Source organism: Paenibacillus pectinilyticus (genome assembly GCF_001700435.1).
Taxonomy (GTDB): Bacteria; Bacillota; Bacilli; order Paenibacillales; family NBRC-103111; genus Paenibacillus_E; species Paenibacillus_E pectinilyticus.
The window spans coordinates 314,250-339,258 of record NZ_LYPC01000011.1; the positions used below are offsets into that span (position 1 = coordinate 314,250).

At 46.3% G+C, this 25,009-nt stretch carries 21 protein-coding genes; 9 read left to right on the forward strand and 12 right to left on the reverse strand.

The window, feature by feature from the left end:
* Positions 1–12: 12 nt before the first annotated feature.
* The 4 genes from A8709_RS05170 to A8709_RS05185 are packed head-to-tail and all read left to right on the forward strand — an operon-like array spanning position 13 to position 3,260.
* Entirely contained in the window at positions 13–711 is a 699-nt protein-coding gene (locus tag A8709_RS05170; RefSeq protein WP_065851103.1) for a response regulator transcription factor, read from the forward strand.
* A 1-nt stretch (position 712) separates the two neighbouring features.
* Complete coding sequence (locus tag A8709_RS05175) at positions 713–1,648, forward strand: sensor histidine kinase (RefSeq protein ID WP_065851104.1); 936 nt, start codon at positions 713–715, stop codon at positions 1,646–1,648.
* Positions 1,649–1,663: 15 nt separating this feature from the next.
* Positions 1,664–2,599: an ABC transporter ATP-binding protein gene (locus A8709_RS05180; RefSeq protein ID WP_065851105.1), complete on the forward strand. Its 936-nt coding sequence runs from the start codon at positions 1,664–1,666 to the stop codon at positions 2,597–2,599.
* Positions 2,580–3,260, forward strand: coding sequence for an ABC transporter permease (locus A8709_RS05185; protein WP_065851106.1), 681 nt, complete (start codon positions 2,580–2,582; stop codon positions 3,258–3,260). Before A8709_RS05180 ends, A8709_RS05185 begins: the two co-directional genes overlap by 20 nt.
* Positions 3,261–3,337: 77 nt before the next feature.
* On the opposite strand, the gene A8709_RS05190 is transcribed toward A8709_RS05185, so the two are convergent.
* From A8709_RS05190 to A8709_RS05220, 7 genes are all read right to left on the reverse strand, one after another.
* Positions 3,338–4,198: a sugar phosphate isomerase/epimerase family protein gene (locus A8709_RS05190; protein ID WP_065851107.1), complete on the reverse strand. Its 861-nt coding sequence runs from the start codon at positions 4,196–4,198 to the stop codon at positions 3,338–3,340.
* Between the two features lie 24 nt (positions 4,199–4,222).
* Positions 4,223–5,383, reverse strand: a complete 1,161-nt coding sequence (locus A8709_RS05195; protein ID WP_065851108.1) for a Gfo/Idh/MocA family protein — start codon at positions 5,381–5,383, stop codon at positions 4,223–4,225.
* A gap of 203 nt (positions 5,384–5,586) precedes the next feature.
* Entirely contained in the window at positions 5,587–6,807 is a 1,221-nt protein-coding gene (locus A8709_RS05200) for a M24 family metallopeptidase (protein WP_065851109.1), read from the reverse strand.
* 24 nt (positions 6,808–6,831) lie between these two features.
* Positions 6,832–7,584, reverse strand: coding sequence for an amino acid ABC transporter ATP-binding protein (locus A8709_RS05205; protein WP_065851110.1), 753 nt, complete (start codon positions 7,582–7,584; stop codon positions 6,832–6,834).
* Positions 7,585–7,601: 17 nt separating this feature from the next.
* Positions 7,602–8,246 (reverse strand): amino acid ABC transporter permease, encoded by a 645-nt coding sequence (locus tag A8709_RS05210; RefSeq protein WP_065851111.1) that lies wholly within the window; start codon positions 8,244–8,246, stop codon positions 7,602–7,604.
* Between the two features lie 26 nt (positions 8,247–8,272).
* Complete coding sequence (locus A8709_RS05215; protein WP_065851112.1) at positions 8,273–9,157, reverse strand: transporter substrate-binding domain-containing protein; 885 nt, start codon at positions 9,155–9,157, stop codon at positions 8,273–8,275.
* An 88-nt stretch (positions 9,158–9,245) separates the two neighbouring features.
* Complete coding sequence (locus A8709_RS05220) at positions 9,246–9,830, reverse strand: TetR/AcrR family transcriptional regulator (protein WP_084224702.1); 585 nt, start codon at positions 9,828–9,830, stop codon at positions 9,246–9,248.
* A 354-nt stretch (positions 9,831–10,184) separates the two neighbouring features.
* On the opposite strand from A8709_RS05220, the gene A8709_RS05225 reads away from it, so the two are divergent.
* Positions 10,185–10,646 carry a MarR family winged helix-turn-helix transcriptional regulator gene (locus tag A8709_RS05225; protein ID WP_065851114.1) on the forward strand — a complete coding sequence of 154 codons (462 nt, stop codon included), beginning with the start codon at positions 10,185–10,187 and terminating at the stop codon, positions 10,644–10,646.
* Positions 10,639–12,111 carry a DHA2 family efflux MFS transporter permease subunit gene (locus A8709_RS05230; RefSeq protein WP_065851115.1) on the forward strand — a complete coding sequence of 491 codons (1,473 nt, stop codon included), beginning with the start codon at positions 10,639–10,641 and terminating at the stop codon, positions 12,109–12,111. The genes A8709_RS05225 and A8709_RS05230 overlap by 8 nt, the downstream gene beginning before the upstream one ends.
* Before the next feature lie 105 nt (positions 12,112–12,216).
* Here the strand turns inward: A8709_RS05230 and A8709_RS05235 are convergent, their stop codons facing one another.
* The 4 genes from A8709_RS05235 to A8709_RS05250 form a co-directional block, all read right to left on the reverse strand.
* Positions 12,217–13,962 carry an S-layer homology domain-containing protein gene (locus A8709_RS05235; protein ID WP_167357005.1) on the reverse strand — a complete coding sequence of 582 codons (1,746 nt, stop codon included), beginning with the start codon at positions 13,960–13,962 and terminating at the stop codon, positions 12,217–12,219.
* 92 nt (positions 13,963–14,054) lie between these two features.
* Complete coding sequence (locus tag A8709_RS05240; protein ID WP_065851117.1) at positions 14,055–15,785, reverse strand: collagen binding domain-containing protein; 1,731 nt, start codon at positions 15,783–15,785, stop codon at positions 14,055–14,057.
* Between the two features lie 260 nt (positions 15,786–16,045).
* Positions 16,046–16,639 carry a response regulator transcription factor gene (locus tag A8709_RS05245; protein WP_065851118.1) on the reverse strand — a complete coding sequence of 198 codons (594 nt, stop codon included), beginning with the start codon at positions 16,637–16,639 and terminating at the stop codon, positions 16,046–16,048.
* Between the two features lie 5 nt (positions 16,640–16,644).
* Entirely contained in the window at positions 16,645–18,444 is a 1,800-nt protein-coding gene (locus tag A8709_RS05250) for a sensor histidine kinase (RefSeq protein WP_065851119.1), read from the reverse strand.
* A gap of 321 nt (positions 18,445–18,765) precedes the next feature.
* Between A8709_RS05250 and A8709_RS05255 the strand changes: the two genes are divergently transcribed.
* Genes A8709_RS05255 through A8709_RS05265 form a run of 3 tightly spaced genes read left to right on the forward strand, consistent with a single transcriptional unit; the run spans position 18,766 to position 23,085 of the window.
* Complete coding sequence (locus tag A8709_RS05255; RefSeq protein ID WP_341833415.1) at positions 18,766–21,069, forward strand: EAL domain-containing protein; 2,304 nt, start codon at positions 18,766–18,768, stop codon at positions 21,067–21,069.
* A complete protein-coding gene (locus A8709_RS05260; RefSeq protein WP_065851120.1) occupies positions 21,066–22,694 on the forward strand; it encodes a thiamine pyrophosphate-binding protein in 1,629 nt (542 codons plus the stop codon). Before A8709_RS05255 ends, A8709_RS05260 begins: the two co-directional genes overlap by 4 nt.
* Before the next feature lies 1 nt (position 22,695).
* Positions 22,696–23,085: a carboxymuconolactone decarboxylase family protein gene (locus A8709_RS05265; RefSeq protein ID WP_065851121.1), complete on the forward strand. Its 390-nt coding sequence runs from the start codon at positions 22,696–22,698 to the stop codon at positions 23,083–23,085.
* A gap of 53 nt (positions 23,086–23,138) precedes the next feature.
* Here A8709_RS05265 and A8709_RS05270 read toward each other — a convergent pair whose 3' ends face one another.
* Positions 23,139–24,995 carry a carbohydrate-binding domain-containing protein gene (locus tag A8709_RS05270; protein ID WP_065851122.1) on the reverse strand — a complete coding sequence of 619 codons (1,857 nt, stop codon included), beginning with the start codon at positions 24,993–24,995 and terminating at the stop codon, positions 23,139–23,141.
* Positions 24,996–25,009: the final 14 nt, after the last annotated feature.

Genomic DNA, 25,009 nt, shown 5'->3' on the forward strand with positions numbered 1-25,009 from the left:
GGTGGTAAAGATATGACGAATCACATTTTGCTCGTTGAAGACGACTTAGCTATAGCTGAAATGGTGGAACACCATTTAAATAAAGAGGGCCTCACCGTTCGACATGCCCCTGATGGGGAGGCGGCGCTGCGGCTCTTTGCCGAGGAAGCCTTTGACCTGATCCTGCTTGATCTGATGCTGCCTGGCGTGGACGGCATGGAAGTGCTGCGAAGCGTGCGAGGCGGAAGTACTGTGCCTGTACTCATCCTTTCTGCGAAGGATAGTGATGTGGAGAAAGCATTGGGTCTCGGTTTCGGGGCTGACGATTATTTGGCCAAGCCGTTCTCGCTAATCGAATTATCCGCACGGGTGAAAGCGATTCTGCGGCGGGCTTCGCAATATGCCAGTCCTCCTGTGAGCATGGAGCCCACCGTCCTGCGCGTCCATGAGTTAACCCTTCATCCAGAGGAACATCTCGTATCTAAAAACGGGAGCCCCCTCAACCTCACTGCGAAGGAACTGCTCATCTTAAAGCTGTTGATGTCTCATCCGAAACGTGCCTTCTCCAAAGAGCAAATTTATCGCTCTGTCTGGAATGATGCGTATTACGATGATGTGAATGCGATTCAGGTCCATATTTCCCGGCTCCGGGAGAAAATTGAGGACGATCCTGCGAACCCGCGATACATCAAGACGGTATGGGGGATTGGCTACAAAATGGGGGATTTCTAACATGCCACTCCTTTGGGTTAGCCTTTGTATTCTCCTAAGCATATTAACCACCGTTCAATTAAGACGCAGAATCACGCAATCCCGTGAGCTGCGCTATTTACAGGCGAAGCTCACGGACATTCTCGACCAAGAATCCTCGGAGAAGATACGGCTTCATACTAATTCCGCGGAACTTCAAAACTTACTAATCGCTACTAACCGACTCTTGGACGCGAACCGCAAATTTGAAGCTGATTACACCCGTAAAGAGAATGCCATCAAGAAAATGGTCGCGAACATGTCCCATGACCTAAAAACGCCCTTAACCGTTGTCCTTGGCTTAACGGAAACGATCGTACATGACGTCACCGTCCATGAAGAAGAACGCAAACGCCTTTCCCTCAAGGTTCATGAGAAAACGCTCGAGATTCTGAATCTGACGAACCAATTTTTCGATCTAGCGCGGCTGGAATCGGGTGATCGCCCTGTTCCTCTCACGAAGATTAATCTCAGTGAGGCCTGCCGGAATGGCATTCTTTTTTACTATGAGATGATTGAGTCTCAAGGTCTGCAAGTCGAGGTGGCGATTCCAGAGGAGCCGATCTACGCCTACGGCAATACAGAAGCTCTCGGGCGCGTGCTGCAAAATCTGCTCTCTAATGCCATACGTTATGGATACGAAGGTGGTATTGTTGGTATCACGCTGCAACAAGATGAGGATGGCATCTCTATCGAAATCTGGGATCAAGGCAAAGGTATCGGCGGGAGCGACCACGTGAATGTATTCGAGCGTCTATATACGCTGGAAGACTCAAGAAATCAGACCTACCAAGGCAGCGGCCTTGGTTTAACCATTACGAAGCGGCTAGTCGAGCTCATGGAGGGCATCATTACGCTGCACAGTATTCCCTATGTGAAGACTGTCTTTACCGTCCGTTTTCCGACACCCCGTTTTTGAAAGGACACCTATCCTATGAGCTTCATACTTCAAACAAAACAATTATCGAAAACATATAAAAAAACGGAAGTCGTCTCCCATGTCAATATGCGGATTCGCCGTGGCGAGATTTATGGGTTTCTTGGTCCGAATGGGGCAGGTAAAACCACTGTCATGCGCATGATCACGAATTTAATCCCCCCAACGAGCGGAGAAATTGAATTGTTTGGCGCCCCTCTGACTCCACACTCCTACGAAGCCATGAAGCGGATGGGCAGCATTATCGAGTACCCCATCTTCTATGACCATTTGTCTGGACAGGCTAACCTAGAGCTGCACTGCGAATACATGGGCTATTACGATAAAAAATCAATACGTGAAACGCTTGATCTGCTCGGTCTGGCGAGCATCGGCAATAAGCCGGTGAAAGACTTTTCACTCGGTATGAAGCAGCGGCTTGGTATCGCCAGAGCGATCTGTACGAAACCAGAGTTGCTCATTCTAGACGAGCCCGTCAATGGGATGGACCCGTCGGGGATTCGCGAGATTCGCGATCTTTTTCGGGTGCTGAGCAAGGAATATGGGATGACGGTGCTCATTTCGAGCCATATTTTACAGGAAATTGAGCAGCTAGCGGATACGATCGGTGTTATCAATCATGGACGATTGTTAGAAGAAGTATCGATGGAGCAAGTTCGCGGACGCCACAACGAATATATCGAGATTGTCGTGACCGACGCTCGGCGAGCCGCGATTGTGCTTGAAGATAAACTGGCTATCACCAATTATAAAATCATGGATCACAGCGCTATTCGCATCTATGATCCGAAGCTGCCTCCGGCCCAGCTGAATCGCCTGTTGGTCCAGCATGAGATTGATGTCGAAGCGTTGAATAAAAAGACGCGCTCTCTCGAAGATTATTTCCTCGGATTAATCGAAGGAGGCACCCCTGATGCTATGGAAATTAATTAAGCTGGAAATCAAGAAAACGAAGTGGCGCGGGATGCTGCTTAGCGCTGTGATGCTTAACGTAATGCTCGTGCTGTGGGTCGTGTTCAATGATATACCTAACAATGACATTCAGAGCTATGATCGCTCTTTTCTAAGTACGATGAATTATGCCGGAATCGCGTATATTATTTTCTCTTCCGTGCTTATGAGCAGGATGATCATTGACGAGTATCGGAACAAAACCATCACGCTCCTCTTCGCTTACCCCGTTCCGCGTAATCTGATATTCCTAGCTAAACTCATTATTATTGCCGTTTGGACCTTTCTCACTGTGTTGATCGCCAATAGCATGGTCGATGCAGCTATCCTACTTGCGAATTCGCATTACCACTATATTACAGAAACCCTAACCAAGGACCGGCTCTATGAAGAGGCTGTTCACATGATTATTTTTGCACTTGCGGCGGCTGGCACTTCGCTTGTGCCCCTGTTCTTCGGTATGCTTCGTAAAACAATGCCTGCCTTGATTGTAAGTGCCTTTATTTTATCTAACTGCACAATGATAATCGTCAATAATGATGTCATTCACACCAACTTCAATACGTACATCGTTGCAGCAGGAATTTGTCTGTTCATCGGCTCTCTCATGGCCTATGCAGGCGTTCGGAGGAGTCAGTTGTAAGTTTGGCTTTCTACAGCAAGAAGAAGGCAGCACAAACCCCATGGGTCTTAGGCTGCCTTCTCTTATTCATAGGACCTTTAAAACCAACTCGCATACCCCAATTTACGCAGGTTCTGCGCCGACGTTTGCAAACAGTCAAAAGGGTCGCGTCCATACACATCATCCTGCTCAACCAGGAAGTACTGCGAACCACTCTCGAGACCGGCTTCCATGATGCCAGCGATATCTAAATTACCTTCGCCGACCTCGGCAAACTCCACTACATTCGTGAAAGCCTGCATGAATTTACTCATATCGCCTGATGCTAAAGCGTTCATATCTAGCTGCCCAATGCGGTAATCCTTTAAGTGAATCAGAGCAATCCGCCCAGCGTATTGCTTAATAAACGAGACCGGATTCTCACCGCCACGGTGGATCCAGTGAACATCCATTTCAAAGCCGATATGCTTCGTGTTATTTTTGATAATATCGAGCAAATACTCCCCTTCATACTTCTGAAACTCAATATGATGGTTATGGTAGTACAGCTTAATGCCGTGCTCGGCAAGCTTCTCCGCGACAGCGTCAGCTTTTTGCACAAACGCCATCGTCTTCTCCTTACTCCCGATCATGTGAAGAGGCAGCATGCCGATACGCAGGAACGAACAGTTCAAAGTCTTGCAATCCGCCACGATTTTATCGAAATTCGCTGATAACGTCTCCCCTGGCATGCCTGGCATCATCGGCTCCAGTGAAGCAGACAGGGACGCAATTTCGAATTCGAAATCCTCGCAGGCTCTCTTCAACTCTGCCACGTTACTCTCAGTCATCGGTATCTGCGAGACTTCTACACAGCTGTAGCCTAGCTCCTTCACCCTTCTCATCGTCTCATAGACACCCAACTCATCTACCTTGCCTTTGAGCATCATCATTTGAACGCCGATTTTTCCTTTAGCCATCCGATGTTCCTCCTCTACCGCGATTTATTGTCGAATTGGGAATTTATTTTCCACTTCAATCTTCTTGTTCAATTCCGCTAAGAACAACTCCTCATCGAAGCGCAGCTCTACTTCTTTCCCTAACCAGCTGGACAAATGCATCGCATTGGCAAGTCGAACGCCATGAATGCCATCGCTGCCTGGTGCCAGCAGAGGCGTACCTTCCACGATATTTGCTGCAAAATTCTCAAGAACCGCTATATGCTGCCCACCCCATACACTGGCGAATTCCAGCACTTCTTCGGTGAAAATTTCAGCTTGCCCTTGACCCATGAACAGCTTCATCACATCTTGCATATTCATCGTCGCGCTCATGTCCGACTCCGGTTTATGCAGGCGTTTGATCGTGATGCGCTTGCTGTCGTCGACAACAATTTTCCCCTTATCACCCAGAATCTCGAAGCGGTCTGTCCCCATCACATCATGCGTACAAGTAATGAACACGCCTGTAGCTCCGTTCCCATAATCGAGCATAGCCGTTACTTCATCTTCGACGACAATGTTCCGTTGGTAGCCGAACTTCAGGTTAGCATACACCTTCTTCGGCATGCCGCAAATCCACTGCAATAGATCCAGCTGATGCGGCGCCTGATTGACCAGCACACCGCCGCCTTCGCCGCCCCATGTTGCTCTCCAAGCCCCTTGATCGTAGTACCCTTGCGGTCTCCACCATGTCGTAATCATCCAATTCGTGCGGCGGATGTTGCCGATTTCACCATTGTCGATGATCTCTTTCACTTTCTGGTATAGCGGGTTCGTGCGCTGATTAAAAAAGATTGCAAAGGTCAATTCCGGCTTCGTAGCCGCAAATTCGTTTAATTCTTTGACTTGTTTCGTATAGACACCAGCTGGTTTTTCAACCAAGGCATGGAGATTTCGCTTCAAGGTTTCAATCCCGATCTCCGGGTGCAAATAATGCGGCACACACGTTACAACCGCGTCCACGTCACCGCTCTCCAGCATCTCGATATAATCGTTATAAAAAGGCATATTCGGATACTTCTCGGCAGCTAGCACTTTCTTAGCAGGATCCGTGTCACAGATCGCTCCGATGACTATGTTCTTCACTTTGCCTTCGGCTATAAAGCCTGCGTACATCCCGCCTTGCGCACCTAGTCCAATAATGCCTAATCTCACATTTGTCATCGGTCTTATTCCTCTCCATGGGTCAATTTGAGCTTCTTGCATGTTGGTAGCGTTTACATGTTTAGAATTTTAAATGAAACCCTCTAGAATTGATCGTACGATTTCAACTAAATTAGCACATAAATTGCATGTACAGAATTTTGATGCTAAAAAAGCCGTCGGCACGCCCAGCTCAAACTGGGAGAAACGACGGCTTTTCGACCTTACAGCGATATTAAATCGCGTGATAATGTATTCAAACGCTCACAGCCATTTTCCGTGATCAGTACCATATCTTCAATCATAATCGCGCCGATGCCATAGCCGTAATACGGTGTTTCCAAACAAACGACCATGCCTGGGCGGAAAAGGGTCCCTTCCGACGGGCCGATGAACGGCGCCTCCTCGGCCGCAAGGCTAAGCCCTGCACTGTGGCCCAAGTGGCCACGATTGTAGTTCGGCAAGCCTGAGCTGCGAATGACGCTCATGGCCTCGTGAAAGGCTTGCTGCATCGGCATATCAGGCCCGATCCGCTCTAGCAAATTATCATGGCCCGCCCGCAGGGCTCCGTAGATGCGCTTCACTTCATCCGACGGAGCGCCAAGGACGAACGTCCGGGCAATATCCGAACCGTATCCGTTCACGTCGATACCGACATCAAACTTGATAACGTCCCCCTGCACCGCAGGGCGTGTATCGAAAATATGTGCAGGCGCAAACTCCGCCCCGACCGAAATCATATGAAAGCGCGGGACGGATCCCATGACCTGCCCCATCAGACCAAGCCGAAAGGCATGCACGATGTCTTCGGCCGTGCTGCCTTCGCGAATCCCCTGAATCGCGTGGGTAATACCCGCTTCTGCATATGCGCATGCTTTGCGCAGTTGATCAATTTCCCAGGGGGTTTTGATCACGCGCAGCGCGTTAAAGATCCCATTCGCCTCGAGTAGTTCCGCGTGCTGGAGCACTTGACGAAGTGCCTGCACCGCCGCAAATCGCATCGCATCGATCTCCAGGCCGATCCGACCCTTCTCTACCCCAAATTCCGCTAGTGTGGCCTGCAACACACCGAACATTTCCACCGCCTGATGTGCCATCGGCCGCTTTCCTTCATACTTCCCGCCTCTGAGGCCGAGCGGATCATCCACATCTACCCACGTTGGATAGGTGCGCAGCTCACAATGCGTCAACTCGCTGGACACGCCAGCTGCCTCAAAGTCATTCATAATAATTACGGTCTTGCGGCTCGGATCGCGGAACATAACAGCCAATGCAACTTCACTCATCCGCAAGGTGTACATAAAGGTACTCGGATGACCAGAAAGATAGTAAAAGTTCTCACACGTCGAAGCTACAATGGCATCGAGGTTCTCTTGCTCCATGATCGCACGGGCTCTCGTTGCTATCGTATTAAAATGCTGTTCATGCTGTTGCCGTTGCGACATCGCCTACGTCACCTCTTCTTCGTATTAAACAGGCTGATGGTCAATTTGCCGTAAAAACTTACGCGCACGCTCCGTCTGCGGCTGCGCAAAAAACACATCCGGCGTATTCTCTTCCTGAATAATGCCATCGCTCATGAAAATCACTCGATTCGCCACTTCTCTGGCGAATTTCATCTCATGCGTGACAACGATCATCGTCATGCCTTCTTCGGCAAGCTGCTTCATCACCGTCAACACTTCGCCGGTTAACTCTGGATCTAGCGCCGAGGTTGGCTCATCGAAGAGCATGACTTGCGGCTTCATTGCCAATGAGCGCGCAATTGCTACGCGCTGCTGTTGGCCGCCTGAAAGCCTGGACGGGTACTCATGCTTCTTCTCGAGTAAGCCTACCTTAGCGAGCAGCGACTCCGCTAGCTCTATGGCCTGCTTCTCGGACTGATTTTTGACGAGCATCGGTCCCATCGTTATATTTTCCATCACCGTCATATGGGGAAATAAATTAAAAGATTGAAAAACCATCCCAGTCAACAATCGCATGTCGCGGATGGCTTGCTTTTTGGCGGAAGCTTGCAGGGTCGCATCCCATTTCACATCGCCAATCTGGATCGTCCCCCGATCCGGCTCTTCCAAGCCGTTGAGGCAGCGAAGCAGCGTACTCTTCCCTGAACCGCTGGGCCCGATCAGAACAACGATTTCTTTCGAACGCATCTGAAAGTTGATATCTTTTAACACTTCAAGGTCATTGAAGCTTTTGGAAAGCTTACTCACTTCAATCATTTTGCGGCCACACACCTTTAATAAGCCTTAGATAATTTCTTTTCAACACGGTTAAGAATACTTGTAAACAGCAGGCTCATCACCCAATACATGATAGCAATCGCAAGATAAAACGGCATAGCAACATAATATTGCGCAATCAATAGCTGAGCCGAACGGAGCAACTCGGTAACCGTCACGATCGAGACGAGCGAGGTTTCCTTCAGCATCCCGATAAATGTATTGCCCATCGGCGGAATCGCGACTCTCGCGGCCTGCGGCAGAACAACCTTGCGCATCGTCTGCCAAGGCGTCAAACCGATGGACAGCGCGGCTTCCGTCTGTCCCTTGCTTACAGAAAGAATCGCTCCGCGGAACGTTTCTGATAAATAAGCACCGATGTTAATACTCAGCGAAATATAGGCCGCGGTAAACGGCCCTAAGATTAGCCCGTAATCCGGTAATCCATAGTACACGATGAAAAGCTGCACCAAAATCGGGGTTCCACGAATAATCGACACATACCCTTGAGCAAGTAAGCGGATCACTCGGTTCCCCTTCAACCTAGCGATCGCTACCAGCAGTGCAATGAAAAAGCCGAAGAACATCGAAACTAACGTAATTAACAGCGTATAGTAGGCACCCTTCAACAGATAGTCGAGGTTATGTAAAACAAGCTCCATTCGCGCACCCTCCCACAAGCTGACGATTAGATATTCGGATCGACCTTAAACCATTTTTGGAATATTTCTTTGAACGTACCATCGGTTTTCATGTCGGCTAACGCTTTATTAATCGCTTCTATGAGTTGAGGATTGTTTTTGCGAACGGCAATGCCGGCATAATCGTCCTTAATCGCGGGGCCAACCGTTTTGATCTTAAAATTGTTTTTCTCAACCAGCGGTTGAATTGCAAATACATTATTAATCGTCGCATCGATACGTCCCACGTTCAAATCCGTCAGAGATGTAATCACATCGTTGTAGGTAGCAATATTAAAGTTCCCTACTTTCGGCAGGACCACTTCTCTTAGGTAGGTTTCATCGTTCGTGCCTAGACCAACGCCAACTTTTTTACCTTTAAAATCTTCAATCGCCTTAATCGTGGTGTTATCATTTTTAACGATGACATTCACGCTGTTCTTGATATATGGTGTGGAAAAATCCATCGTTTTCTTACGATCATCGGTAATCGTCACTTGGCTGACTAACGCGTCGTATTTCCCCGCCTGTAAGCCCTCAATTAAGCCCGAAAATTCCCCTGTGATGAAGTCAACTTGAACGCCAAGGCGCTGGGCCACTTGTTTCGCCACATCAGCATCGAAGCCGTCCACTTCGTGTTTGTCATTAAGGAAGTTATAGGGTGCGTAAGTACCCATTAATCCGATTTTGATTTTGCCTGCTTTCGTAATGCTGGCTAATAAATCGCCTGACGCGCTGGCACTCGCCGTAGGCGTTGCACTGGAGCTAGTCGCAGGAGTTGGCGTGGCGCTGGTTTGAGATTCGTTTGATTTCCCGCTGCAGCCTGCAAGTGCAACCAGTGAAACGCTGAGCAACGCTAGGCTTTTGAAACTGCTTTTAAATGAGATCGACATGAAATTTCCTCCTGATGGTGTCTTAGTTGTATGCTTGTAAATCACTTATAAACTTCTTGTGTATCCCCCGTGAATGACTTGTGCATTGTTATGCACCCAGTAAACCGTGGATTTCGAACTTTGCCGTCTCCTCTGCCATTTCGATCGGGCTAAAGGTAGATTGGTAGTCCACATCGTGCATGGGTCCGAACAACCATTTCGAAAGAACGCCGGTAATTAAGCACACGAGGATGTTGGCGCGCAGCGTCACGTTGATCATCTGAGGCAGCATTCCGAGCTCAATCGCACGCTCCACATTGCTTTTAAAAGCATTCTCAAACTCGATCCACGTCTGCGACACAGCCTCTCGTACAGGTTGATCTGCACCCTGCCCCTTAATTAGAAGTAAAGCCATCAAATTCCGGTTCTGATCTGCGAATTCGAACAGATGCGTTAGCAGCCGCGCCGACGAAGTCACCATATCTGCAACGGATCCGGCATGTTGACGGTAACCTTCCTCAATCACTTTGGTCAGCTTGTCTTTGCCCGTTTCAATTAATTCAACAGCCAGCTGTTCTTTGCTTTGAAAATACCAATAGAATGTGCCTTGCGAGACGCCGGCGGATTTAACCACATCGGAAACCTTGGTATTGTGATACCCGTGACGGGCAAACCATTCTAGCGCAACTTGCATCAATTGCTGACGACGATCTTGATCTGGTGGAATAGGCAGTTGCATACGCCTCCCTTTTATTGACTGACTAGTCAGTAGATATTAATTCCGACTAAAAAACTATACTTTAAAAGGTTATCGTTGTCAATTCCCATTTCCCTACGACCACTCTTGATTTCTTTACGATTACGTTACCCCAATTCCTCGCATTATACCCACTAAATATTGTCTGAATGTTGGACGGCACCCTATCACAAACTACCATAACCACAAATTTACTCTTTTATTTGTTTGACATCACTTTGACAGCACTCCTATAATAGTTCGTATGCGAATTATTCGTATGCGAAATCATGGCGACGGGAATGAACACTTATGGACGATCAGGAACAACAGCGCACGCTCCAAATCATTCAATCCACGCGAGAAGTGAAGAAGGCTTTCTACCAAGTCATGGCGAAAGCGTCGCAACACTTAGGCGTTACGCCTATTCAGTCTTTTGTTCTACGCAAGCTACTCGAAGAACCAGGTATCACGTTATCCGAGCTGGCCGAATGCATCCATTTAGGCAAAAGCACGACGAGCGGGATTATTGATCGCATGGTTGCGGCGGAACTTGTCTCACGAGAACGATCCGACTCGGACCGGAGGTCAGTTACTTTAAAGCTGCTGGAAAAGGGTGAAATCCTTTTACAACGCATGAAAGAAAGCCAAGTGGAACGGTTATCTCCGCTTCTGCAATTGTCCGATGAGGAACTTGACAGTATGATTCGGATTCACAAAAAAATCGTGCACATCCTGCACCAACAACTGGAGGAAGATCCTACGTATGAGTAATTCTGTTACGAACACCCTGCGCAGAGGCCCGATTGTTGCATCCTTGCTAATCGCGGCTTTTGTAGCTTTACTTGCTCAAACCTTATTAAACGTCGCCTTGCCGAGCATGATGACCGATTTGAACGTCAATGAAAACACCATTCAATGGCTCATTAACGGTTATATGCTTGTGAACGGCGTGCTCGTCCCTGTCAGCGCGTTCCTTATTTCCCGGTTCACTACTCGGAAATTATTCCTAACAGCAGCTGGCTTTTTCGCTCTCGGCACCATCATTTGTGCTTTCGCCCCTGGCTTCAGCGTCCTATTGACAGGACGTCTTGTTCAAGCCGTTGGCGCTGGTATTCTGATGCCGCTGATGACCATCGTGTTCCTAACCATCTTCCCTGTTGCGGAACGTGGTAAAGCGATGGGTCTCATGGGTGTCGCTATGATCTGTGCTCCTGCGATCGGGCCGACATTGTCGGGTTGGATTGTTGAGCACCATTCTTGGCGCGTATTGTTCTACATTGTTCTGCCATTGTCCTTATTTGCCTTCATTTATGGCGCATTCTCCATGAAAAATGTGATCAAAACATCGAAGCCGAAATTCGACATCCTTGGCGTCATCTTCTCGACACTTGGTTTTGGTGGTTTGCTATACGGGTTTAGTGACGCAGGAGCCGACGGCTGGAACAGCAGCACCGTTGTCACTTGCTTAATCATCGGAGCTGTCGCCTTAATCCTCTTCGTGTGGCGAGAATTCACGGCAGAGAAGCCGCTTCTGGAGCTGCGTGTTTTCAAATACAACATGTTCTCTCTCACGATGGTCATCAATATCATCATCACCATGTCCATGTACGCAGGTATGGTGCTGCTGCCAATCTTCTTGCAAAATATCCGCGGGTTCACACCATTGGATTCCGGTCTATTGCTCCTTCCAGGTGCCATTCTGATGGGTATCATGTCGCCTGTGACGGGTATTATTTTCGACAAAATCGGGGCTCGTTGGTTAGCGGTTATTGGATTAACGATTACCGCGATCACAACCTTTGAATTCAGCAGACTTACCGTCGACTCCACGTATAACCATCTCATGCTGGTCTACACGCTTCGGATGTTCGGGATGTCCATGCTTATGATGCCAATTCAAACAGCGGGCTTAAATCAGCTGCCACGGCGTTTGAACGCGCACGGTTCAGCGATGTCCCAAACGCTTCGTAACGTCGCGGGAGCACTCGGTACAGCGCTTCTCGTTACGGTAATGACGAACACCGCCACTTCACGTGCGAAGGATCTTGTCATCGCAGGCAAAATCAATCCGAAGGATGCAACCGCTATGGCCGATGTTACTCATCATGCTATGGTGTTCGGGATTAACTACTCCTTCGAAATTGCTACATGGATGACAGTTGCCGCGCTCGTGCTTGCCTTCTTCATTAGGAAGACTTCGCCAGCGGAAGAGCCGACTGTTGAGAAAGCAGCTTAAGGGAGTCGGTTATTCTAAGGAACTTGAACTATATAAACGCGATTTATAGAAACGACGAAAAAGGTCATCTTCGCAGATGACCTTTTTCTGTATGCGTATATTCGCTTAGTTGATGAATTGCGCGTATTGCAGTAGTCGCTTCAGCATAACAACCGCTTGTGCGCGGCTTGCATTTGCGGTTGGAACGAACGTGCTGTCCGTCATACCGGAGATAATCCCAGCTTTAACGGATTGCGCAACGGACACCTTAGCCCAGTCACTAATTTGCGAATTATCGTTAAATTTGCTCAAAAGTGCTGCTTGGCCTTCAACTGTTTTACCCGCGGCGCCCAATGCTTTGGCTACCATAACAGCCATTTGTTCGCGCGTTATCGGTGCGTTAGGTTGGAAGGATCCGTCCTCAAAGCCACTGACAAGCTTCGCCTGTACGGCAGCTCCAATGGAGCCAGCGAACCAATCACTTGATTTCACATCTATGAAGGTTGCGGAAGCTGTATCCGGAATTAATCCTAAAGCACGCACCAACAAAGCTGTAAATTCAGCGCGGGTAATGTTACTTTCTGGAGCAAACTTAGAATCAGTAACACCGTTGACGATTAATTTATTAGCCATTAGCTCAATATCCGATTTTGCCCAATGCTCGCTTACATCATCGAACGTTTTAGTTGAGGAAAGTACGGTATAAATACTGTTCCCATTACGCTTGAAGGTTACTTTTGTGGAGCCGTCAGATTGTTTTCCAAATAATGCAGGCACAAAAGAAAATTGACCTGTAACTGGATCGTAAAGGACTACTGTCGCATGTGTTCCATCAACCGGAGTAGTCAACACAATAGTCCTTGCTACATAAGTTGAACCAAAGCTGTTCAATTCAACTGTCTTTCCGTTTCCTACCGCTTTAACTGAAAAATCAAATGCACTCCCTAGCTGGGAAGATGAAATCCCTTGAGCGTTAGCTCTGATCTTAGTGTTGATATCTGCATGTACTGGTGAAATATAAACTTGAATGCTAATATTCTCACTCGAAGTGCCAAGATTTTTTACTAGCATTGCATAATCAATGATACTAAGCGGTAAAGAATATTCTCCATCATTGGTTTGTAACGAGATGATTGCACTAGGTGCAGTAATTGCAGCTTCAGCCAATACCGAAGCAGAAATATTAAACATGACGGCTTCGCCAGATGGGTTATCGAAAGTGATATAAACAATCGGCGCATCCCCATGATTATCTTGGCTGGCTGCTTTCTTAAGTGCGCTAGTTAAGGCTGCGCCATCTTGCGTAACGCTATTTGTTACGTGTCCCTCTGCATCTTTACTTGATTTAACTACATTCTTGCTTGTATCCACTTCTACTGGATTAGCTTTTGAATCTATAGGAGTTACTTGGTTACTTTTTTTGGGCGGGAGTATAATTACACTTCCGCCACCACCACCTCCACCGTTGCTAGGAGGTGAGGCAACAGTAGCAGTAAGGATCACATTGGTAATGTTAGCGCCTGCCTGAAAAGCAATTGCAATTGAAGAGGTAGCACTTCCACCATTGACTTTAAATGTGACAGGGTGATTATTGTTCTCAGAATAGGAGCCTCTGACCAATAGTTGAGGCACTAATCCAGAACCGCCAAAAGTCCCATTAGAATTTATGTTAACTGTTCCGACAGTCTTGCCATCTAGAATAGCCTCGATGGATCCTGAGGCAGGCGCACCAGTTGTAGAGATGACTGATCCGGAAACTGACATTGGCAAGCTGGGGGGAGTACTTTCATCAGCATATACTGACATACCTGAGAACAAAAACGTGATACATATAAGGAAGACTGTTGAAAATTTAAAAGTCCATTTTTTCAAGTGATTTCCGCCTTTCATATACAATAGCGATAATAAGAATACAGATGAAATAAAAAAAGGGGTACAGCAGATTGTACCCCCGTTCTTAAAAATTAATAGTTGATTTGCCAAGTGTTAATATCATAATTACTAGCATCATTAACCGTTCCAGTAGAGATTTGTCCAATCAAATTGGCATCTGACTTCGCGTATACCCAATAACCTAATGTATTAACTACTTCTCCGTTATTATTGTTTTTATTATAAACAAATCCTTGACCATTGGGACTAATCAGCATTGGAATCACGTCGGAAGAATTCCCTGTTAAGAAATCTCTTGGCGAACTCCAGATGTTCAATAAAGATGGGCCTACTAGATTCCATCCAGTAGTGAGGTGTAAAACAGATGGAGGATTAACACCCTCCGTTGCAACAAATGTCGCAACTACATCATTACTAGATGCTTTAATATTAACAAACAATGCTGTCTGAGGTTGTGACAAATAAGTACCCTGATTTTCAGGTGTTAGCCCTACCCATTGACCAGATTTATTATCATAAGCATAGGCTTTATCCAAGGAAGCATATTGATTACCGAGAATAGCTTGTAATGTAGCAGTTTTCAAAGCGAAAGGAACAGATAGTGTATTCCATCCTGTATATAGATGACGAGTCATCCACTTTTGAACAGTAACTGCATTCGAGATATCACCATATGCACAAGCATTAAATGGGGATGCTTGAGCAGCTGTATATACGCCAGCAGGAACTTGGTCAAAGGTTAGTGTACCATTTGCATCAGCTGTTCCAGAGTTACTATAATTAACAGAGTTATTATAAATATTGATATTAGCATTTGGTAAAGCTCCTGTAATAACTACACCTGTTCCAGTTGAAGATAAGGCAAGAGTAGGCGCATGAGGCTCTACACTAAAGCTATTCGATCTGTCTCCTCCATTGCTATCCATTTCAACAACTCTGTAGCGAGATACAATGGTTGCAGCTGCAGGGAATGTAAAGGTTCCACTAGATGGGACGATGGCAGACAAATATACATCAGATGTAACTGTACTATTATCTGTAGTATTAATTGATACATGATATAATCGCAACTCTGCATTAGGAACAGCATTACTTACAGCTACATCGCCTTGGGCATTAGTTTCAATCTGCATCGAAGGAAGGTTGTTTTTGGAGAGAAACTTTCTTGAATTTGAATTCGCAGTAAGTTGAGTGTTGTTCAAAGCAGTAAATTCCTGTTTTACAATATACCAAGTCCCATTTGGAACACCAACAAATTCAGCTTTACCATTACTGTCTGCGATTGATGTAGGTAGAAGCAACGCATTAGTGTAATAGTCTAGCAAAGAAACTACTGCTCCAGGTGTAAGATTAGTAACGTGAACTGTCCCAAGTGTTGTAGCGTCCCAGTTAAAAGTTGATTCCGGGTGTTTAAGACCTAAAGTAATTTGCGAACTAGCTGCACTTTTTACTGTTCCTGAGAATTCAGCAACTGTATAAAGGCCAGGAGTTAGATTTTTAAATTCAACTTCCAGTAAGTTCTGCCCCGTAGTTATCTGATTATTAACGACAGGATTTGAATTAACTGCAGAGCCTGATTCAACACCATTTGCATTATATAAAACTACCTTTGATGTATCCGAGTCTATGTTATAAACGTGAATGCTTCCTGCATTAGAATCTGGGTAAACTCCAAAAGAAGGTGCATAACCATCAACCCGAGTGGATCCACTCGTTGCTGATGCCATAGGCGCTACTGCACCGAATATGACTAATGCTGCTAGAATTGATGAGACAATTACTTTTTTTAATTTTAAAATCATAGTTTCTTTTTCCTCCTAAAAATCTATTCGTATAACTCACCTTAAAAACTAACATCATAAAACTACTCTTACAGAGTGTATTCAACCCTCTTTTCTATCAGTTTTTTCGTAAATCTAGTTCTACTAGTAAGTATAGACTTTGGACCCAGATCTGAAGTGTAACTAAAGTTATACTTTTGAAAAAAATGTCGAAAAACCCATACATTGAAGATGCATGGGTTCACGTTTTGTCTATATTTGACAATATTATTAGTACAACCTTAGGGCAAAAGTCGCAACTCGCGGATGCGAGCAACGGCTTGTACTCGCCTTTTGATACCGAGCTTGCCATATAAGCGATTGATGTGCCCTTTGACCGTGCCCTCTGTTAAGCCAAAGAGATCGGCGATCTCTTTATTCGATAACCCATCGACAATGGCTCGTACAATATCCATTTCTCGCTTGGTCAGCGGATCAATCAAGGGTGTAGAGCTTGTCACCACAGCCACGCCAGACTCCAAGTCAACCCGTGCTCGCTCTACGGTTTTATTCAATCGTTCTTGTACCACAGGCTTCACGATGTAATCGAACGCGTAGACATCGAAGGCAAACAGAGCGTATTCCTTATGGGAGGTAATGAAGACGATTTTCGTTTCACTCCCGCTCGCTCGCAAACGTTCCGCGAACTCCATACCATTCTCCCGGGGCATGCTGATATCAACGAAAATTAAATCCACCTCATGTGTGACTACAAAGGAATAGGCCTGAGATGTCTCTACGAAGCTGCCAACGACTTCAATACCTGGTATCTTCGCCAACATCCGCTTCATAATGAAATGCATTGCCTTCTCGTCATCGATCAAGATTACCTTCAACGCTCTCACACTCCTATACCTGCCTCGGCTAACTTGAATGATACTTTCGTAGGGGGCAGAGGGATTGAGAAAAAGAAGGTACTACCTTGTGAAGGTGTACTTTCGAACCAAATGTCCCCGCCATTTAAGTGTACGAATTCCTTACATAAGGTAAGCCCCAAGCCAACGCCGCGCTCCCCAGCCGTTCCCATAGATGAAATTGGATAAGTCTCCTGCAGCAACGTACTCGCTAGTTCTGAAGGTATACCCTCACCCGTATCGGTAACCGATACGAGCATGTCACCTTCTCTACGTGCTGCCCTTACCGTAATGCTGCCTCCTGGGGAGGTAAATTTAATCGCGTTAGACACGAGGTTTCGGATAATAAGATCCAGCATTTCTTTATCTGCATAGACGAACGTATCTTGCGGAATTTCCGTAAGGAGTTGAATCTGCTTATTTTCACTTCGAACGTGCATGAATCGTAGAGCGGACCCAACAACATTCGTCAGATCTCTTTCAACGGGATTGAACATCATCCCCCCCGTTTGACTCCTGAACCAATCTAGCAAGCTTTCTACCAAGGAAAAGGTGTTCTGAATCTGTTGACTCATCTCACGGACAATTTCCTCGTGATCTCCGTCACAATCCCCCATTTCATCTTCCATAATCTCCATTAAATTAATAAGTACAGCCAATGGATCACGAATATCGTGAGCAACGACGTTAAACATTTTATCCTTGAACGTGTTCAGTTCACTCAACTGCTTCGCGTTTTCGCGCAATATTTCCTCCGAACGCACCATTTCTGTGACATTGCTTAATAGAAGCATTTTACCGGCGGGCTTCTGTGCGTGATCACTAATAAATGACAGATGGACATTATAAAATTGCGCATCCGTTGGTCCTGTTAGTTGAACCTTGCTTCCAACAGAGGGACCTTTCATAATGATCTCCAGCAGCACGGGATACTGGCCGAAAAGCTGCACTGCAGGCTGTCCAATCCACGTATGATCGATGCCAAGCACAACTCGTTTGGCAGACTGGTTGAAGCTGGTTAGCGTATTGTCTAAATCAAATACCATGACCGCATCCTGCATGGAGGCGAATACCTTCTGCAAGGCCAAGGGAGCTATTCGGAGCATATTGAACTGGTAAATCCCCCATAAGAAGAAGATACCTGAGAAAATAAATCCAAAAGGGGATATATCAATTGGCATATAGATGATACCGCTCAGATACACGAGCGTAAAACCATAAGGGCCCCATGAGCCAATAATCATAAAGGCGATTTGCTTTCTCATTCGCGGTGTAGCTTTAAAAAACATTTGGATCAACATACCCATACCGACGACAAAAAAAGAATACGAGTACAACACATGCAGCTTATAGAGGGGGCCTTTTTCTAAGGTGACAAGAGGGAAGCCTTCGGAGTCATTCAACGTCATGCTTTTATAAAATAAATGATGCCACTCATTGGTATTGTGCGAGATGAAAGTAATCATAGGAACGATCATTAGCAGCGCTACCGTCCATTTGCGAACGAACCGTTGCCGCCCTGTATACTGCAGGACGAGAATAAACCACAGGATCGTGCCAAAAGGAATCCCTATGTATTCAACGCGCAGCCAGAAACGTATCTGATCTAGTGTCGTACTCACCACTTCAAAGGCATAGCCGAAGGAGTAAAACCCGCCCGTTAGCACGCCCAATCCATAACTGATGGCTATGGGAAGCTCTCTTCTTTTCCAACTGAGGTAAGCAATGATTAACGAACAGCACGTAGCCGCCATTAGTAGAACCGATAAGTACAAATTATAACTCATATACACTTGCCCCCATACAGCAATCATCTATCATTCTGTTCCTCTATGTTATCAAACTTGACGCGAAATTTGTTGGTTTTTGTTGAAAAAAATGGCATGCACTTCTGCCTTCGCCTTTCATTTTTATTATTCCTCTTTTTTTATGCAGGGTAATCTCTTTTTTTGTCGAATAGAAATAGAAGATTTGAAATGGAAATCGGTGTAGCTATTTCTCACAAACTGGATTAATATTGCCCTAATATTTACGAACCATAGAATCGAGCTTACAAACTTAGCTCAAACATAGCTTAGTGTGATTTCCTACAGTTAAAATGAGGGGCGGTGGCTAACCTGGTACAGCTGAAGCATGAACAGGACTATATCGTTGAATCGAAACGAAAATGTGTAGAAGCAGGCATGGATCCCAATGAAATTAGAAAACCTAAACACTCCATGTCGGACTTGCAGCTATTAGAAAAAAGACATACCTATCAAGAAATTCTATCTGTCGTTGATTTTTTCTCCAAAAAAATCTTAGACTCGTTAAGCGGCACGCCGGTACTTATTGTAATATCTGATGAAAATGGCTATCTCTTGCATATGGTCGGAGATGAAACCATCCGAATGACGATCAATCAATTAGGTATTGAAGTAGGCGCACAATTCACGCAAGAGGATATGGGGACTAACGTTGTGAGCTTATCCCTCCAACAAAACCATCCGATTCAGCTTATCGGCTCAAACCATTACCACACGATCCTTCACGGTACCGCGTGCTATGGGGTTGCTTTTCGCTACACAGATATCAACAATTTACTTGGCAGTATCTGCATCATGACGGCAACGGAATTGCATAATCCCTTCTTCTTAACTATGCTATCTACCGTTGTTGACTCCATTGAGAGAGAGCTCCTGTTGCGGAAACAGAACAGAAAGCTCAACATGTTGAATCAGATCATGGTCAATAAAAATAGAAATGGCATTATCATCACAAACGCAGATGGCGTCATCAATTCAGTGAATGATTTTGTCATGGACAAATTTAATATTCAAAGAGATTCCAATATTGTAGACAGAGCTCATCAGGACCCTGAATGCCTAGTAAGTAGTTATATGAAAAAAGTGATTCAAAAAAAGAAGAGTTATGACAATGTGCAAATGATTCTGAGAACAGTCGATAATCAAAAGCTTGTTTGCTTATTTGATGCACAGCCCATCTATGATGAGACTCATAACTTTATTGGCTCTTACTCCCAGCTTCGAGATATTACCGAGCGTTATCTAAATGAAGAGCGGCACAATTATTTGGCTTACCACGATGAATTAACATCCCTGCCTAATCGACGGTCACTCCAAGAAACATTGAACTATCATATTTCCTCCTCGCTCACTTCGGGGAAAACGATCGATTTGGTTCTCATGTTCTTGGATTTAGATCATTTCAAAACGATTAATGATGCCTTTGGACATTCCAATGGCGATATTCTGCTCAAGCAAGTCTCTAGCCGGTTAATCCTGTGTTTGGGAGACAACGGGAAAGTTTTCCGCATGGGCGGGGACGAGTTCATCTTTCTATTCCATGACATCAATGGGCAAAAGGACGTGATTCAAAAAGGCAGGCAGATCATAGACTTATTTGACACGCCATTCACCATTAATGGATCTAAGTTCCACGTCACTGCGAGTATCGGTATCGCCATTTACCCTAATGATGGGACAGATGCAGAGACGTTCATGGTTTATGCGGATAATGCGATGTATAAATCGAAATCAAAGGGGAGAAATAATTACACGCTATTCGATGCCAATATGAAAACCCATTCGAAAGAAAAGGATAAATTATCCTTAGAGGTTTCATTGCGAAGAGCTTTAGAAAACAAAGAATTTGTCGTGTATTATCAACCTCAAGTGGACTTGGTAAACAAGAAGATTATTGGTGTGGAAGCGCTCTTAAGATGGGACAGCCCCGAATATGGCATCGTATCTCCCGTATCATTCATTCCAATTCTAGAGGAAAATGGCCTCATTTCTCAAGTTGGTGAATGGGTGTTAAGTGAAGTGTGTAACCAAAGCAAGCGGTGGATTGAACAGGGCTTTCCGAAGCTCCGAATGGCAGTTAATCTATCTTCACAGCAATTTCTCAAAGATAATCTAGTCGAAGTGATCGCGAATACACTCATTGAAACGGGCATGGATCCTAACTATTTGGAACTAGAAATTACAGAAACCATGACCATGGATGTGGAGCGTGCGATTACGGTTTTGGGACAATTGAATGCCTTAGGCGTGAGGATTAGTATTGATGATTTCGGAACAGGATACAGCTCTTTGAACTATCTGAAGAAATTCCCTATCCATACTTTGAAAATAGATAAATCCTTCGTGAGAGATATCATGATCGATGTCAATGATTCCAACATTGTGAGTACGATTATTTCCATGGCACACAATTTGAATTTAGATGTCGTCGCAGAGGGCGTAGAAACCAAAGATCAACTCGACTTTTTGCAATTGAAAAAATGTGATGCTGTTCAAGGATACTATTACAGTAAACCTCTTTCTGTCGTTGATTTTGAAAAGTCGTTTTATAACTTGAATAACGAGATAAAGATGAATTCCACAAATGAAATGGACGGTTTAACATGAAACGAATTTCCGAGATCTTAGCAATCCATTTTAAAAAGTGGGGGATCGATCACGTATTTGGCATTCCAGGCAAAGCCGTAACTGCACTCATCCTGGATATAGCTAATCACGATATTCATTTTGTACTAGCGAAGCATGAATCAGGAGCTGGATTTGAGGCAGCGGGGTACGCCCTAATGAATAATAGCTTGGCCGTAGCCATTGGTACATCAGGACCTGGGGGGACCAATCTATTAACGTCTGCTGGTCAGGCGAAGGCCTCTCATCTTCCTGTATTATTCATTACCGGTCACCCCTCTATCCATGATTCAGGTAAGGCATTAGGCCAGGACTCTACGATGTTCGGAACGGATATTGTCAAAATGTTTGAGCCAGTGACGAAGTTTAGCGCGCGCGTGGAAAGAGCCGATACGTTTCAATCGTATTTTCAACATGCCCTAGAGAAAGCCTACTCCGGCGTCAAAGGCCCCGTTCATCTTTCCATAGCGGCGGATGTATTGGCTGAGCGTATAGAGGAATTTGAAATTGACTTACCTGAGATTGCGTACCCTGTCGCTTCAAACTTAGATAAGTGCATAGATGCCATCAACCGCCCCGGGAGAAAGGTTATTTTCCTTGGCAAAGGGGTCCATTCGAGCAGGGCCTATCGGGAAGTGAAAATGCTAGCTGAGATCTTCGATATTCCTGTTATGACCACGCCTGGGGGTAAAGGAGCATTCGAAAGCAATCACCATTTATCCCTGGGGGCATTCGGGTTAGGCGGGACCGTGCAAGCCAGTGCTTACGTGGAATGCGGTCTAGATTTCATGATCGTCATTGGAACGAAGCTGTCTGATATGACACTTGCAGGGCTAAGTCCTTCCCTTTTCCCGAAAAAGGTCATTCATTTCGATATGGACCGCACGTTCATTGGTAAATCCATTCCCGTCGACACCTTACCGATTCTAGGTGATATTAAAACCAATTTATCGGCCTTATTTGAGAAGTTGAATTACAAGGAAATCGTAAAAGTGCCTTTTGAGATTCGGGATTACATCACGGAAGAACCTCGCTTAGAAAGCAAATCCCCACTCCTGGCAGCGGAAGCTGTCCAAGTCATGAATACTTCCTTAGACCCGAATTCGATCATTTTTGGCGATGATGGCAGTCATACCTTCTATGGGATCAAATATTACGATATTAAGAAGCCAGGCACGTTCTACTTCGACGATGTATTCGGTACTATGGGCCACGCAATTGGGTATGCTGTTGGGGCTAAACTTGCGAATCCGGATGCCAAAATCGTTTGCCTAACCGGTGATGGGTGCACATTCATGCACGGTTCTGAGATTTCGACAGCTGTTAACTATGGCGCCAATGTCATTTTCATCGTTTTCAACAACGGGAAGATCGATATGGTTGATACAGGCATGACTTTAAATTTGGGAAAAGCCATCGGAACGGTTTATAAGACCATCCTCGATGTTCAAAAGTATGCCGAGTCCATGGGCGCTCTTGCCTTCAAATGCTTTACTGCGGAAGAACTGAAAGCTGCTATAGAGCAAGCACAGCAAGCACAGACAACAGTTGTTATTGAAGTGATGGTTGATCCATTCGAAATTCCACCAACGACGAAAAGAGGATAACATGAGTAGAAATCCAGAGAAATATAACAAGGGAATTGATGTTCTCAATGAAATGGTTGGCGCGCCTGGCTTGCAAGCGATTGACGTCTTCCAGAAATTTTATCCTGATTTTGCAGACTTCCTAGTCTCTTTTGGATTTGGAGAGATTTACTCGAGAGAAGCCTTAGATTATAAACAAAGAGAGACGATTACACTTACGTCATTGATCTCACAGGGTGCTTTTGATCAACTTGGATTTCATCTTAATGCTGCACTGAATGTAGGCATGAGTCCAAAAGAAATCGTTGAACTTGTCATTCATTGTGCAGCTTACGTAGGCTTTCCAAAAGCATGCAGCGCAATGGCTCAGGTCATGGCTGTATTTGAACAACGAGGAATTACAGAAATTTAATATCTATTTGCAAAAAAGGCACCCCACGGGGTGCCTTCTCCATCTGCTCGCTGCTATTGCTTCCTTGCTGGCCGCATTCCGCCACCGCCGCCTCCGCCAGGGCCGCCCATCATGCCGCTTCTGGCTTCGGTTACGCCTGTTTCAGACAACCAGGTGATCATGGTTGCGGTTTTGAAATCAACGACCTTCGTACCGCCTTGGTAAGTGCCGCCGTCATAGAGGCCCTTGACGCTCGTGGCTGTCGAAGTGCCTCCAGCACTTAGCGTGTACGAAGCATCCTGCTTCAACTTCGGTGAGCTGATGAACACCGATTGGTAATTCTTCGAAGGCGCAAAGGTAATGATTTCGTTACCTTCGCTATCTGCCAGATGCACGATCGCGCCAGCTTGCTGCGTCTTGGTATACGTCATCAACACGCCAGCCTGTGTCGATGAATCAGACGTGGCCTGCACCATGCCAGAGCTGCCCGCGGCAACCAGGGTGCCGCCTGTCATCTCGAACGTGCCGTCGTAGTCCAAGGCTCCGTTGTTGTTCTCCGTCGGGCCACTAACCACGACGGTGCCGCCGCTCATCACGATAGAGCCGTTCGAGTCCAATCCGTCGCCCTTCGCGTCGACGGATAAGAATCCTCCGGTAATCGTCAGCTTGAGGTTGGAATTAGCGCTGGATGCCCCAGGCGCTCCGCCACCAAAGCCACCGGGGCCACCTGCTCCTCGCTGCCCAGCAGCACCGGCCGTGCCACCTTGCCCGGCTGTACCAGCACCTGCATCGCCGCTTGGAAAGCCACCGCCACCGCCTGGACCTCCGCCGCCCGCTTCATTCTCGGCTTTGCCTGATCCGTCCGAGACATTCACGCCATCATCACTAGATACCACGCTGGTTGTACCGCCTGCGATCACGATGTTGGGAGCTTCAATCCCTTCATTGCTTTGCGCAATGTCAATTGTTCCTCCTGCAATCGCGATTGAAACATCCGCGTGAATGCCATCGTCGCCAGCATTGATGTGAACATCCCCACCGCTTACATCCAGTCCGCCGCTGCTGTGCAGCGCATCTTCGCCTGACGTGATGTTGAATGAACCGCCGGCAAGGCTGATGTAGCCTTCGGAGCCCTCTTTGTCATTCGTCGTTTTGATGCCGTGCCCTTCCGCTTTCACAGTAATATTGCCTGCTTGGACAGCGACCAAATCACGCCCCATAATGCCATCGTCAGCGGCAGTCACTTCCAGTGTACCTCCTGTGATTTTCAGCTTATCCTTGCTCGTGATCCCGTTGTTGTAATTGCCTTGAACAGTAAGTTTCCCGCTGCCATTGATCGTGAGATCATCCTTGCTGAAGATCGCTGCGTTCGGTTCGTCTGTGGAAGCGTCCGGATACACATACTTGGTTCCGTCCGAAATCAAGTTCTCAGCCCCCTCTGGCAAGCTGATGATCGTCTTGCCCGCCTCTTCCACATAAATCGCCGATGTTGTGCTGTTGTGAATCTCTGCGCCGTTCAGAACTAAGCGAACCACGCCTTTATCGGCCACGTTCACCACAATTTGACCATCGTTCAATTTACCGCTGATGGCATAAGTTCCCGCTGCCGTGATGGTAATCTTCCCATCCTTCGCCTCGGCTCCTTTGCCCGCAATCGTTGCCCCGGCACCATTCAACGTAATCGTCGTTGGATTCGCCGAAGCCCAGTCGGTGTACGCATCATCCGCGGCATATTCAACCTTTTGGATGACATCCGTCGTCACTTTCGTCGAAGCCGTTGTCGCGGTTGACGTCTTTGACGTCGTGGAAGCCGTCGCTGTCGCGGCAGCCTGCTCACTGGAAGTTGTCTTAGCATCGTTATTGCATGCGGACAATACAACCGCACATACTAGTAGGGCACCTACACCTTTAACGTTCAGTGGTTTTCTCATGATTGATAACTTCC